Annotated in this window: 13 protein-coding genes; 11 read left to right on the plus strand and 2 right to left on the minus strand. The window is 41.9% G+C overall.

Annotation, left to right across the window (positions count from 1 at the left end):
- The first annotated feature begins 42 nt into the window (after positions 1-42).
- The 8 genes from IGI72_RS02770 to IGI72_RS02805 all read left to right on the plus strand — a co-directional run bounded on the left by IGI72_RS02770 (position 43) and on the right by IGI72_RS02805 (position 9,281).
- Complete coding sequence (locus IGI72_RS02770) at positions 43-1,368, plus strand: 6-phospho-beta-glucosidase (RefSeq protein WP_060792763.1); 1,326 nt, start codon at positions 43-45, stop codon at positions 1,366-1,368.
- Positions 1,369-1,370: 2 nt separating this feature from the next.
- Positions 1,371-2,096, plus strand: a complete 726-nt coding sequence (locus IGI72_RS02775; RefSeq protein WP_086294550.1) for a glucosamine-6-phosphate deaminase — start codon at positions 1,371-1,373, stop codon at positions 2,094-2,096.
- A gap of 14 nt (positions 2,097-2,110) precedes the next feature.
- Complete coding sequence (locus IGI72_RS02780; protein ID WP_438752993.1) at positions 2,111-3,373, plus strand: PTS sugar transporter subunit IIC; 1,263 nt, start codon at positions 2,111-2,113, stop codon at positions 3,371-3,373.
- A 363-nt stretch (positions 3,374-3,736) separates the two neighbouring features.
- Entirely contained in the window at positions 3,737-5,776 is a 2,040-nt protein-coding gene (locus IGI72_RS02785) for a BglG family transcription antiterminator (RefSeq protein ID WP_438752995.1), read from the plus strand.
- Positions 5,773-6,054: a PTS sugar transporter subunit IIB gene (locus IGI72_RS02790; protein WP_005227537.1), complete on the plus strand. Its 282-nt coding sequence runs from the start codon at positions 5,773-5,775 to the stop codon at positions 6,052-6,054. Before IGI72_RS02785 ends, IGI72_RS02790 begins: the two co-directional genes overlap by 4 nt.
- Before the next feature lie 16 nt (positions 6,055-6,070).
- Positions 6,071-7,435: a PTS ascorbate transporter subunit IIC gene (locus IGI72_RS02795; protein WP_005232062.1), complete on the plus strand. Its 1,365-nt coding sequence runs from the start codon at positions 6,071-6,073 to the stop codon at positions 7,433-7,435.
- 22 nt (positions 7,436-7,457) lie between these two features.
- Positions 7,458-8,315 carry a transketolase gene (locus IGI72_RS02800; RefSeq protein WP_438752997.1) on the plus strand — a complete coding sequence of 286 codons (858 nt, stop codon included), beginning with the start codon at positions 7,458-7,460 and terminating at the stop codon, positions 8,313-8,315.
- 3 nt (positions 8,316-8,318) lie between these two features.
- Positions 8,319-9,281, plus strand: coding sequence for a transketolase family protein (locus tag IGI72_RS02805; RefSeq protein ID WP_438752999.1), 963 nt, complete (start codon positions 8,319-8,321; stop codon positions 9,279-9,281).
- A 114-nt stretch (positions 9,282-9,395) separates the two neighbouring features.
- On the opposite strand, the gene IGI72_RS02810 is transcribed toward IGI72_RS02805, so the two are convergent.
- Together IGI72_RS02810 and IGI72_RS02815 are read right to left on the minus strand one after the other, a co-directional pair.
- A complete protein-coding gene (locus tag IGI72_RS02810) occupies positions 9,396-10,862 on the minus strand; it encodes a PH domain-containing protein (protein WP_438753002.1) in 1,467 nt (488 codons plus the stop codon).
- Positions 10,852-11,343, minus strand: coding sequence for a PH domain-containing protein (locus tag IGI72_RS02815; protein WP_121260027.1), 492 nt, complete (start codon positions 11,341-11,343; stop codon positions 10,852-10,854). Before IGI72_RS02815 ends, IGI72_RS02810 begins: the two co-directional genes overlap by 11 nt.
- A gap of 249 nt (positions 11,344-11,592) precedes the next feature.
- Between IGI72_RS02815 and IGI72_RS02820 the strand changes: the two genes are divergently transcribed.
- The 3 genes from IGI72_RS02820 to IGI72_RS02830 are packed head-to-tail and all read left to right on the plus strand — an operon-like array spanning position 11,593 to position 13,904.
- Positions 11,593-12,312 carry an ABC transporter ATP-binding protein gene (locus tag IGI72_RS02820; protein ID WP_016609705.1) on the plus strand — a complete coding sequence of 240 codons (720 nt, stop codon included), beginning with the start codon at positions 11,593-11,595 and terminating at the stop codon, positions 12,310-12,312.
- Positions 12,309-13,049 (plus strand): ABC transporter permease, encoded by a 741-nt coding sequence (locus IGI72_RS02825; RefSeq protein ID WP_438753005.1) that lies wholly within the window; start codon positions 12,309-12,311, stop codon positions 13,047-13,049. Before IGI72_RS02820 ends, IGI72_RS02825 begins: the two co-directional genes overlap by 4 nt.
- Before the next feature lie 21 nt (positions 13,050-13,070).
- Positions 13,071-13,904, plus strand: coding sequence for a MerR family transcriptional regulator (locus IGI72_RS02830; protein WP_016609707.1), 834 nt, complete (start codon positions 13,071-13,073; stop codon positions 13,902-13,904).
- Positions 13,905-14,064 lie beyond the last annotated feature (160 nt).

Here is a 14,064-nt window from a genome sequence, read left to right on the forward strand (position 1 = left end):
ATCTATACTGACCATGTAGTTAAGTTAAAGGAGTGTTTCAGGATGGATAAAGGAATAAAAATTGCAACAATTGGCGGTGGATCAAGTTATACACCAGAATTGATAGAAGGATTTATTAAACGATATGCTGAATTACCGATTTCAGAATTATGGCTTGTGGATATTGAACAAGGAAGAGAGAAATTAGAAATTGTTGGGGAACTTGCTAAACGTATGGTAAAAAAAGCGGAACTTCCAATGAAAATTTATATGACTCTTGATCGTGAAGCGGCATTAAAGGGTGCGGACTTCGTTACGACCCAATTTCGTGTAGGTCTTTTGGAAGCGCGAGCGAAAGACGAGAGAATCCCTTTAACATATGACACGATTGGACAAGAAACGAATGGTCCAGGAGGGCTTTTTAAAGGATTACGCACGATTCCCGTTATCTTAGAAATAGTGAAAGACATGGAGCGTCTTTGCCCAGAAGCATGGCTGATCAACTTTACTAATCCAGCTGGCATGGTGACAGAAGCTGTCTTACGCCATAGCAATATGCGTAGAGTAGTAGGTTTGTGTAATGGACCAATTGGAATAGAACGTGGCATTGCAGAAACATTAAAAGTACCCAAAGAAGAATTATATGTTGAATTTACTGGACTAAATCATATGGTTTTTGCGAAAAAGATTTATCATAAAGGGATTGATGTGACCCAAAAAGTACTTACATTGATGACGCAAGATGCTGGTGATGCAGTTGGTCTGAAAAATATTGCTGATTTAGAATGGGAACCAGATTTTTTCCGAACACTTGGCATGATTCCCATCGGCTATTTAAGGTATTACTATCAAACAGCCACTATGTTGTCTGAGCAAAAACAATCAGCAGAAAAAGAAGGAACTCGTGCAGAAGTTGTGCAGAAAATCGAACATGAATTGTTTGAACTTTATAAAGATGAACATCTAGCAATCAAACCACCTCAATTATCAGAACGTGGGGGCGCTTATTATAGTGAAGCAGCATGTAATTTAATTAATTCCATCTATAATGACAAACGTGATATTCAAACGGTCAATACAAGAAATAATGGAGCCATCAGTGATATCGATTGTGATTCAGCGGTTGAAGTAAATTGTTTGATTACAAAACAAGGACCGATCCCTTTGACTACAGGTGAATTACCTATTCCTATCAAAGGGCTAGTTCAACAAATTAAGTCTTTTGAACGTATAGCGGCCCAAGCAGCTGTTACGGGAGACTATAACACTGCTTTATTAGCGATGACGATCAATCCCTTAGTTCCAAGTGATAGGACAGCAAAGCAACTACTTGATGAAATGCTTTTGGCACACAAAGAATATCTGCCGAATTTTTTTAAAGGAGAATGACAATGAATATAAAATACTATGTTGAGGCAAATTACCAGGAAGTCAGTAAGATCTGTGCAAAACTCATTTTAGATGTCTTGAAAGAAAAGCCAAATGGGTTATATTGCTTTGCAGGTGGTGATACACCCGTAGGAACGCTTAACATCATTGCAGAAGCAGCAATCAATAAAGAAATAGATTTATCCCAGGCAAAGTTTATTGAACTAGATGAATGGGTTGGAATCGATCCGAAAAATGAAGGCAGTTGTATATCCTATTTGAAAAGAAACTTATTCAATCGGGTTCCTATTGACCTAAAGCAACTTCACACATTTGATCCTTTAGCCGATGATTTAAATGAGGAATGCAAAAAAGCTGATAAATTTATCGAGGAGAATGGAGGATTAACACTGAGTTTGCTTGGGGTTGGAGTAAATGGTCACTTAGGTTTTAATGAGCCTGGTTCGTCCTTCGAAGATAAAGCTCATATAGTGAACTTAGACGAATCAACCCAAAGTGTTGGGAAAAAATATTTTTCAGACGAGAAAGTTGATCGTACGAAAGGAATTACGTTAGGGATAGGACAATTATTACAATCTGGAACAATGATCGTACAAGCTAGTGGAGCAAAAAAGAAATCTGCGATACAACAATTTCTAAGCGGTACGATTACAAAAGAGTGTCCAGTTACTTCTCTATGGTTGCACAAAGATCCTGTGTTGGTGGTTGATAAGGAAGTCGTGAACTAAAAGGAGGAAAAACGATGCAGGTCATTGAGAACAAGGTATTGCCTATATTGCTGAAAATAGGCAATAGTAAACACTTAGTTGCTATAAGAAATGGGATTTCCATGACGATTCCTTTTACTATTGTTGGAAGTATCTTCCTAATCATTGGTAACTTTCCAATACAGTCATGGATGGATTTTGTGTCAAATTGGGGGCCGCAGTTGAATGCACCAGTCAATGTTACGTTCGGAATCCTTGGACTGATATCTGCAATTGGCATAGGCTATCATTTAGGAAAAGAGTTTGGTGTTGATGCTATTTCTAATTCGATGCTCACAACTATCGGCTTTCTTCTAGCAACATTAAACGATGACTGGACGATAAATTTGGCTAATTTTGGTGCTAGTGGTATGTTTACCGCGATCATTGTTGGGGTATTTGTCACTCATGCTTTTAAATGGTTTGTCACTCATAATATTGTAATAAAAATGCCAGAAGGTGTGCCGCCCACTGTAGCAACTTCTTTTGCAACGTTAATCCCAGGAGCATTTATTCTGACCGTTATATGGATCGTCAGAACTTTATTAGGGGTTGATATCAATGAAATCATTACTATTGTTTTCCAACCTTTAATGCAAGGGATGGGAACACTCCCAGGCATGCTGCTATACACACTTCTCGTTTGTTTGCTATGGATATGTGGAATCCACGGAGACAATGTTTTCTCTGGAATTGCGACCCCTGTTTTCCTAAGTTATCTTGCTGATAATACGGCAGCTTTTCAAAGTGGTGTAGAAGTTCCTCATGTTTTTGCCGATGGATTTTGGATTGTCTTTATGTGTTTAGGCGGAACTGGAGCAACACTAGGTCTAGTGTTAAATATGCTCCATTCCAGAAGTAAGATGTATAAGTCGATTGGACGATTATCATTGCCGTCAGCTATTTTTTGTATCAATGAACCGGTTATTTTTGGTTTGCCTATTGTGATGAATCCTGTAATGCTTATTCCCTTTATAGCAACGCCTATGGTCCTATGTATCGGTACGTATATCCTAATGAATATTGGTATAGTAGGACCGATTGTTATTCAAGTTCCATGGACTATTTCTCCTATTATTGGTCCTTATTTAGCTACTAATGGTAGTATTGGAGCAGCTGTTTGGTCTGTTGTATCAATTGCTATCTCATATTTTATTTATATGCCATTTTTCAAAATATTGGAAAAGCAGCAAGTAAAAAACGAAGCCGCAAAGACACAGGAAACGGAAACAACGATTCCTGTTAGTATAAGTGAGTAGATAGAAAAAGCTTATTTTCCATCATTCATTAAGATAAGTCTTTTAGGTATCAGAAAATAACTTTAAAAAAGTATATTGGAAAAATGACGATTGCTTTTAATGATTCTGATAGTTTCAATAATAAAACAACAAATAGCATCAGTATCTAAGCGAATCAGTAAATGATTCGCTTTTTTTAATGTTGTATTTTTTATCCATTTGTTTCTATCAACAAAACCTTCTCGGATACTATATTGGATGTTATGGTAATCCTTGAAATCACCTCTTCGGTCCATCGTTAAAAAAAAACGAAGTTTCAGTTGTACCGATAAATGATGGCGATTTCATTTTGTGCAAGCTATAGTTTAGGTGGGGGTAGCAAATATGATTCATTTCAAATTGACGTATCTGTTTTCAGAACCAAATGTTGAGGCGTTTCTTGATTTGACGAAGTGGAGGGATGAGGAATTTTTGGCGGAGATTGCCAAAATCAATCAAATCACTGAACAGCGGTTGAATCAACGAATCATGATTCATGAGGGAGAAGTTTTGATTCCTTCACTGATTCAACGAAAATGGCCGGAAATTCTTTTCGATGTCCAGAAGAATACGTTGTTTTTTTCGGAAGAAGAGCGGCGGTCCATGATTTATCTTCTGACTTTTTCAGCAGTGAAAGATTTATCCGTCTATCAGTTTCAAGAGCTGTTCTATGTCAGTAAAAATACGATTTTGAAGGATCTAAAGGGGATCAGAGAGGAACTTGCAGCTTTCAAGATTCAACTATTATACTCTCGAAAATATGGTTTTTATCTAGAGGGAGAGGAATATCAGATTCGCGCTCTTGCCTTTCGAAAGGTCAGCACGTTATCCAATACGAAAAACGGGAACTTGCTCTTATTTGAGGGAATCTATGAGCAGGATAAAACGATCTATGTTCAAATCAGAGATCGTTTGTCCGCAACACTGACTGCCTTCAATCTGGTGATCGTTCCGAGTCGCTTCGAAGAAATGCTTTATTTTCTTAATTATCTATCCTTTCGGATGGCAGAAACGGCTGTTTCTTTAGCGGAGACAGAAATACCGCTGCTCCAGTCGCTGCATGTCCATCAAGTCAGTCAGCAGTTTTTAGCAGAATTTCCTGACATCAAAGATCGGAAAACAGAAGAACTTTATGTAACGATCCTGTTGAAAACGATTCTGCAAGGAGATATCGAAGATACTTCATTAGAGTTTTTATTGGAATGTGCCAGTAAGATCATTCATGAAATGGAACGGCTGGCAGCTATCGAGTTTGTGGACTATCGCACCCTTTTGATGAACACATTCTATCATCTTGTCCCAGCGTATTTTCGAATCCGCTACGGTTTTCCACTGGAGAATGTACTGATTGAAGAAATCAAGCTGCAATACAATGAGTTGTTTGAACTGACGAGACGAGCACTGGGTTCTTTAGAAGACTTAGTCGGCACGATCCCTGATGAAGAAATCGGTTATTTTACGATTTTGTTTGGTGGAGAAATCAGTAAACAAAAGGCCAAACGTGATTACTTCCAACTGAATGCATTAGTCGTTTGTCCCAGTGGCATCAGTTCATCCTTGATTTTGGAATCAGAATTAAAGGAACTGTTTCCCCAGATCCATTTTTTGCCGGCTCGTTCGATCGAAGAGTATGAAAATGTTCGGTTTAATGAAGAGATTGATCTGATTTTTTCCAGTGCGCCGATCAAAACCAAACGACCCTGTTATGTGATCAATCCGATTATGACACCCATTGAGAAGGATGAACTGGTTAAAAACGTACAAGCGGCATTTTTCCCTTCAAAAACTGGCTTGCATTCCATTGACGATGTGTTAGAAGTGATTTTGCCCTATGTTGATTTAAAAGCAGGAATCAGTAAGCAAAAGCTGAGAAAAATTTTGCAAAGAAAAATCAATCGAGAATTGAATAGAAGGGAAGACCAACGTCCGATGTTATCAGATTTATTAACAGCAGAAACCATCCAATTTACCGAGGTGCCGCTGACTTGGCAAGAAGCCATTCGAGCAGCTGCTGCGCCATTAAAAAAGACCAATAAAATTGAGGAGCAGTATATTACTGCCATGATCAATAAAGTGGTGGATCACGGTCCTTTTATCCATATTGGAAAAGGCATCGCTTTGCCTCATGCACGTCCAGAAGATGGGGTCAATGCCATCGGGATGTCGTTATTAAAAGTCAAAGAACCAGTGCTTTTGAATGATGATCCGCAACACCCCATTCACGTGTTTATATGTTTGGCGGCGGTTGACAATGAACTCCATCTAAAAGCGTTAGCGAGTTTAACTAAAATTTTGTCGAATAATGAAAAACTAACTGCGTTACTTTCCGCAACCAATGCGGATCAAATAATTGAAGTGATTAGAGAAGGAGAAGATGAAAAATGAAATTTGCAGCAGTGTGTGGGTCAGGATTAGGATCAAGTTTTATGGTGGAGATGAATATCAATTCTGTTTTAAATGAACTGGGTGTCTCAGGCGTGGAAGTGTCCCATTATGATTTAGGAAGTGCTGCACCCGATATGGCGGATGTTTTCTTCGTTGGCGGCGATTTAGCCGATAGTGCGCAGCATCTAGGCGAGATCGTAGTGTTAGACAGTATTATCGATCTCGATGAATTGAAGCAAAAGGTTCAAGCCGTTTGTCAGGAAAAAGGATTACTATAAAAAGGAGTAGACAGTCATGAACGAATTTTTAGATATTCTTGTTGATATCGCGAGTACCCCAGCGATCTTAGTTGCGCTGATCGCCGTTTTGGGGAATGTGCTGCAGAAAAAAGACATTGCCACGATCGTCAAAGGGGGCATCAAAACCTTTGTTGGGTTTCTCGTGGTCACTGCCGGGGCTGGGGTGATCGAAAGCTCTCTGGCGCCATTTGGGGAGATGTTCCAAGCAGCCTTTAACATGCAAGGGGTCGTACCAAATAACGAAGCGATCGTTGCGCTAGCGTTGACAACTTACGGCACCTATACCGCACTTATTATGTTAGCCGGAATGGCCTTCAATATTTTGATTGCCCGTATCACTCGCTTTAAATACATTTATTTGACTGGGCATGCCACGTTGTATATGGCGTGTATGATTGCGGTTATTTTGAGCGTTACTGGAATGAATACTTTTAATCTAGTTTTATTTGGGGGCTTAGCGTTAGGGATCTGTAACACGATTTTCCCAGCGATCGCACAACCGTTTACCCGAGAAATTACTAAAAATGATTCCGTCGCATTGGGGCATACGGGGAACTTCGGCTACGCATTGAGCGGGTTGATTGGGAAATACGTCGGCAATAAGGAAAAATCTACCGAAGACATCAATTTTCCGAAAGGCCTGTCTTTCTTGCGGGATTCTACTGTTAGTATCACGATTACGATGGCGGTTGTATACGTGATCGTAGCAATTTTTGCTGGGAGTGAATTTATTACGGAAAATCTTAGCAATGGCACGAACTCGATCATTTATTCGTTGCAGCAAGCAGGTTCGTTTGCCGCTGGTGTCTTTGTGATTTTAGCTGGTGTCCGTTTGATTTTGGCAGAAATCGTACCAGCCTTTAAAGGGATTTCTGAAAAGCTTGTTCCTAATGCGATTCCTGCATTGGATTGTCCAATCGTCTTTCCTTATGCGCCAAATGCTGTTCTGATTGGTTTTCTAACCAGTTTTGTCGGTGGGATCGTTAGTTTGATCATCATGGTCTTCACAGGAACAACCGTTATTATTCCAGGGGTCGTGCCCCATTTCTTCTGCGGCGCAACGGCAGGTGTTTACGGCAATGCAACGGGTGGTGTGCGAGGCGCCGTCATTGGTTCCTTTATTCATGGGATCATTATCAGCTTCATGCCGATCTTGTTGATGCCAGTCATGGGGGATCTTGGGTTCCAAGGATCAACTTTCTCTGATACCGACTATGGGGTTGCAGGGATCTTCCTAGGAAACCTAGCCAATATGGGCGGTCAAATCGCCATCTTCTCAGGGATAATTGCGGTAGTCGCGGTCTTGATCGGATTGACGATTTTCAAGAAAAACAGTCGGGCAAAATCTGTTTCTGAATAAATAGAGGATGGAGGGATAAATAGTGGCAATCAGTGAACAAAAATACCACGAGCTTGAAGAATTAGCGGCAAAGATTCGTTTAGATACCCTTTGCAGCATCAAGAAAATGGGACAAGGCCATCTGGGCGGCTCCTTTTCAATTGTTGAATTATTGGCCGTTTTGTACGGCAAACAGCTGCGAATCAATCCACAAGATCCACAGTGGGCGGATCGTGACCGACTCGTCTTGTCAAAAGGGCATGCTGGCGCCGCCTTGTATAGTGCATTAGCAAATACGGGCTATTTTGATCGGTCGTGGTTATGGACGATCAATGAGGGCGGCACGAGACTGCCTTCCCATCCGGATCGCTGGAAAACGCCAGGGGTTGATGCCACCACAGGTTCACTGGGACAGGGGACTTCCATGGCTGCTGGGATCGCGACAGGCCTGCGCTTGGCAGGCAAGGACAATTTTGTTTATTTGATCGTTGGAGATAGCGAACTAAATGAAGGACAGTGCTGGGAAGCCTTCCAATACATTGCCCACTTTAAACTGAATCACTGTATCGTCATTATTGATGACAACAAAAAACAGCTAGATGGGCCAACCAAAGACATTCTTGATCCCTTTGATATCCAGCAGAAGATGACTGCTTTTGGCTTTTATACAGAAAAAGTTCCAGGGGCAGACATGCAAGCCATTGATGAGGCAATCGAGCGCTGCAAAGCAATCGAAGACCAAGCGGTTTGCATTGTCTTGGACAGCGTGAAAGGCCAAGGCGTTCCTTTCTTTGAAGAACTAGATGCCAATCACTCCGTGAAGTTTACCACGGATGAGATCAATCAAGCGGCAGAAGCGGCAATCAAAGAATTGACGATAAAAATCGAAGGAGGACGCTAAGGCATGTTTACATTAAGCAAAACCACTGCTGCTGGTAAAGAGCTACGAACTTGTGTCGTTGACACATTGTTGGAACTCATGGATGAAAATAACCAGCTAGTTGCGTTAGATGCCGACCTTGGTTCTGCCAGCGGCTGGACCACGATTGCCAACAAACATCCCCAACGCTTTATCAACATGGGGATCGCGGAAGCCAATATGGTTGGTGTCGCGGCTGGCTTGAGTTTAACTGGTTATACACCTTTTATCCACACCTTTGGGCCATTTGCAACGCGTCGGGTATTCGATCAGCTGTTTATTTCTGGCGGCTATGGCGGCAATACGATCAATATTTACGGTTCTGATCCAGGGTTTGCAGTCGGGCACAACGGCGGCACCCATACGACATGGGAAGATGTGGCTTTGATGCGAATGATTCCCCAATCGGTCGTCTGCGATGCAGCGGATGAAGTCCAAATGGCGTGGATCATAAAAACCTTTAGCCAATTATCAGGCATTCATTACGTACGAGGCAATCGGAAAGCGGTTCCGATGATTTATGAAAAAGGCTCGACCTTTGAACTAGGAAAAGGCAATATTTTAAGACAAGGCGATGAACTGTTGTTGATTGCCAGCGGCCAATTGGTTTCTGAAACACTGCAAGTGGCAGAAGAATTAGCAGAAATAGGAATCAGCTGCGAAGTGATCGACATGTTTACCATCAAACCAATCGATAAAGAATTGATCCTCCGCGAAGTTCAGGGGAAACGGCAAGTCATCACCATCGAAAATCATTCTATTACCGGTGGACTAGGAAGTGCCGTCGCCGAAGTGCTTGCTGAAACAGGCAGTGCTGTCCCCTTAAAACGTATTGGTGTCAACGAACGATTCGGTCAAGTCGGCACACCCGATTTCCTGCAAAAAGAATATGGCTTAGATGCTGCTTCAATCAAGCAGCAAATAGTCGAGGGGAAGGTCAAGGGATAGAAAAAGGAAGCATCAGCGACTCAATGGTTGATGCTTCCTTTTCATTCCTTTCAGCTCTTGTAAAAAAAGCGTCAAACAGCGTGTCAGTCCGGCTGTTTGACGCTTTTTTATGAACTAAGACAAAAACCAGCGCCGTAAGTTTTCTGCTTCGGTTAATGGAAAGTAGAAAAGCTTACTTTCGGTGAGAGTATCTTCGGTTTTGATGGTTAGCTGTGACTTGCCAAGCCCTTTTTTGTGCTGCCAATGCGTGGTAGTGACAGTGAAATCTTGGATTTTATTTTTCTTCAGATAAGCGGTCACCTTCGTAAGACCGCGAATCGTTTGACACAACAATACGTGATTGTCTAAAAATTGATAGCCTTGTATTTTACCCCGCCAAATACTTGATAACACGAAGGAGCCAAAGAACACGAAGAAAATCAGCGCTAACCACCAGAAAAAGAAGGCGGAGATTCCTACAGCAAGCAGTCCGATCAGCAGCGGCCAACGGCAGAAGTACCAAAAGTTGGGTCGCGGATTTTTCACTAGAGCGGTTTGTTGAAACGACCATTCGGGTAAAAAGCGGGTCAATGTTTCGGTCAGCTGCGTCTCTTTCAAAATGGGGAACAGATAGACCGTATCGTCGCTTTCTGACGAACTGCCAGCAGCCAGCAGTAATTTGACGGAGCTTAGATGAAAGATTCTTCGATAAAGGTTTTGTTCGACACTCAGCCCTTGGATCCTAGCGAGGGGAATCGTTTGGTGTCGTTTAGAAAACAAGCCCTGCGTGATCAGCAGCTGTTGTTGGTTCGTTTCCACCGTAAAGCCATAATAACGGAAAAGATTCCTGGCGATCGCAAGGAAGAAAAACAAAATCAGCAGCCCGAGTAAAAGTGCAGCACCTAATAAAAGGCCAAGTTGCTGCAATTCCGATGCATAGGCAAAGAGATTGGGAATGTTGTCGATCACGTTGTAGCCGATGACTAGAACCAAGGTGAAAACAGAAAAATCAGTGAGAGAAAACAAGAAAATCTCCTTGAATTTCAAAGTGAATGTTTCTAGCGGCGGCTTGGCTGACTTCTCAGCTGAAAACGCAGCGTAATCGTCGGTTGGTTCTTCTCCACTAGCTGCTTGGGAATTCGGCTGTTGTGGTGTCGCAGCCGCCTTTTTTGACGCTTCGATGGAGGCAATGAGAGCCAGCGGCAATGCAGGGAAAAGAATTTCGGCTTCGCCACTCGAACTTGCGGCGCTTTCCAACTTCACTTCAGCTAGTTTAAACGGACGTAAATAAAAGTAATGATTCTCTTGAATCGTTTGGATACGTTCAAATGGCAAAATCGTTTGTTTTTGGATAAAGAGTCCTTTGTTGACTAGTACACTCGTTTGATCGATTTGAAAGGTAAAGCGGGCGTAAGACAGTACCGCAAAAATCAGACAGACCAGTAAAAATAGCAGAATGCCGCCCAGAATCATCGGAAAAGAAGGGGCGTCGTTGAATAATTTGAATACAAGCAGAAATGCTAGTACCAGAAAATTTTTGCAATTTTTGAACCAATAAAGACCGATACACAGCAACGGCAGTCGTTGTTTTTCATAGATCATCTTTGACCACCTCGACTAAATTCATGATGGTTTCTCGCAAGCGTTCGGCTTGCGCCACTGGCAAGCCTTCAATGGTGTGGTTGGTGGCAGCCGTATGGATCTGTAAGGAGACTAAAGCGTATTTTCGTAAAAAGATCCCTTGGTCCGTTTCGATGTGCTGGATTCGGCGGATCGGAATATACGTGGTGCTGCGAAATAGATAGCCACGTTGAATAGCGATATCCTTTTCTTGGATCTCGTAGCGATGGAATTTGTAACGGTAGCTCATCAGCACAAAAGAAAGCAGATGACTGATCAAAGCCAGTGCCAATAGGCTTGACCAAAGGGCGAACACCCAGAAATGAAGCCAGTTTTGCATGGATAAAAACCAAAAAGAAGCAGCGAAAAGTAAACTGAAAATGATCAGTGAAGTAATTGTCCGTAACCGCCAAACACGGATGATGGTTTGCGGCATTTGTTCATTTAATAAGGGATAATTCAAGGGAAACGTCCTTTCTACATAGAAATAACTGGTTTACCCACAAATATAGTGGAGATAGAAGAAAAAAACAAGCTTAGAAATTAAAAATAGTTAATTGTGATTTAAATAGTGTAGCTCTATCGAACAAAAAGAAAAAGCCGCTTTTAGCTAACCAATGAGTATGGGGTTGTTCGTCATGAAAAAAGTGAGTCTGCTATTGACTCTCCCTCAAGAGGAGACAGTATGCTTTAGTAGAAAGGGGCGATTGCTATGGAAAAAATGATTGAGGTTGCCGAGCTATCTAAGAAAATCAACGGTCGGAAAATTATTGATCAACTTACCTTCACCGTAAAAAAAGGCGAGGTGTTCGGCTTATTAGGACCAAATGGAGCAGGAAAAACGACAACGATTGAAACAATTTTAGGTATCAAAACACCAGAGGAAGGTTCTGTCAAAATTCTCGGATCAGATCCTCAAAAAAAGCGACGTGAGGTATTTGAAAAAGTGGGGGTACAGCTTCAATCTTCAAGTTATCAGAACAATATTCGCGTCGGAGAATTGTGCAAAGAGATGACGCTCTTGTATCGACAGCCTCAAGACTATCAAGAGCTTTTGCGTTTGTTTCAGCTGGAACCATTCGAATCGCAATTCATCGACAAACTTTCTGGTGGGGAAAAACAAAAGCTTTCAATTGTACTCGCGTTGATCCCGAATCCCGAGGTGATTTTTTTGGATGAATTGACAACGGGACTGGATACAAAAGCACGGAGAAGTGTCTGGCAAACGCTCCTCAAACTAAAAGAAGCACAAATGACGATTCTATTGACGACCCACTATATGGAGGAGGCGGAGATTCTTTGTGATCGGCTATGCATCATCGCTCATGGCCGCAAGGTAGTTGAAGGCAGCACGAAGGAGCTGTTAAAACGAAGCGGTCAGCAAAAACTTGAAGAGGCATATCTTTGGTTTGTAGGGGAGGAGATAGAATGAGCAAAGTAATGAAACTAGCAAAAATTGAAGGAAAGTTAGCGTTGCGAGGAATTGATGGGCTCGTCTTTGGCATCGGCATGCCGCTGGTCGTCCTGTTTTTGACCAATATGATCGGTGGAGAGAAAGTGATTGGTGCTACTTCATATACATTTCAAGAGGGCAGTTTTGCTTCGTTGCTGGTGGTGGGGATTTGCGCAACAGCCTTTATGGGGATTCCGTTAACTATCTGTGATTATCGAGACAAAAAGATTTTGAAACACTTTTTTGTTACCCCAGCTTCTCCAGTTCATCTGATTGCGGCTCAAGTGGTAGTAGCTGCAGCGACTGCACTACTCTCAGCGATAGGTGTCGCATTCGTGTCGGTGGTATTTCTCGACTATCAAATGAAAGGCAGCTGGATAGTATTGATAGCTAGCTATTTTTTCGTTATGATTGCCATGTATAGCCTAGGACTATTGATTGCTAGTTTGTGTAAAAATATCAAGATTGCCAATCTCGTATGCACAGTGGTTTATTTTCCCATGTTGTTTCTTTCTGGGGCAGTGATTCCCTTTGAGCTCTTTCCAGAAGGTGTGCAAAAAGTCGCTAATGTTCTGCCATTGACACAAGGCGTTAAATTGTTAAAGAGTGTGAGTCTCGATCAACCAATCGGTGACCCTCGATTCATTCTTTTTCTATTGACAGTGGTGACGATCATAGGATTTGGTTTGGCAGTTAAGCTTTTCCGTTGGGAATAACAGGAAACGGAGGAAAGAGTTATGACACAAGAATGTGAAAAAACACCAGATAAGCTGTATCGAATCGGCATGTTTTCTAAAATGAATCAAGTTACGATAAAAACACTGCGTTATTATGATGAGGTGGGGCTGCTTAAGCCCCATTTTATCGATCCAGATAATGGGTATCGCTATTATATCTCTAGTCAGTTGGCACCATTGCATCGGTTATTAGCTTTACGCAGAATGGGGTATAACATCGATGAAATCAAACAAGTGCAAGCAGGAGAAAGCGAAAGGAGAATACTGCATCGCAAGAGACAGCAACTGATGAGAGAGATCACGGAACGGATGGCGATGCTCACGCAGATCGAAGGGTATTTGCAACAGGAAGAAGCCAATTACCAAATGATCGTGAAACGTTTGCCAGCGGTTATCGTCGCTTCAATGAGAATGGTCGTGCCAAGCTTCGATCGGTTGTTTTCTATGATCCCAGAAATGGGGCTGCAGATGGAAACAGCTGGTTGCATCTGCGCATTGCCCGAATATTGTTTTACTATCTATCATGACAACGAGTACAAAGAAGAAAACATTGATGTGGAAGTTTGCGAAGCGGTCACAGAAATGAAAGATAATCAAGGAAATTTGACCTTCAAGCAGATAGAAGAAGTACCAGAGGCAGTTTGCACGGTCCATAAAGGAGCCTATACTGAGTTTCCGAAAGCCTATGCTGCAGTAATCCAGTTTGCTGAAAATAACGGCTATCGAATCACAGGGCCTTTTCGTGAAAGCTATATTGATGGTATTTGGAATAAAGAAAGTGAAGAGGAATGGCTGACTGAGATCCAGCTTCCTGTTGAAAAAATCAGCAGGTGAAGGGAAATAAACATTCAGCGTTCTTGCAAAATTTCTCCCCCGTAAGGTGTGAATTTCGGCAAGACCATCGTTTAATCGAGTGTCTACAGTCAATTCCCATTGACAAATCGACTGGCGCCTTCTAAACTAAAGGCAGAAAAACAAGAGAAAAAGCTGATGT

Source organism: Enterococcus sp. DIV1059_2, assembly GCF_051713685.1.
Classification (GTDB): Bacteria; Bacillota; Bacilli; order Lactobacillales; family Enterococcaceae; genus Enterococcus_D; species Enterococcus_D casseliflavus.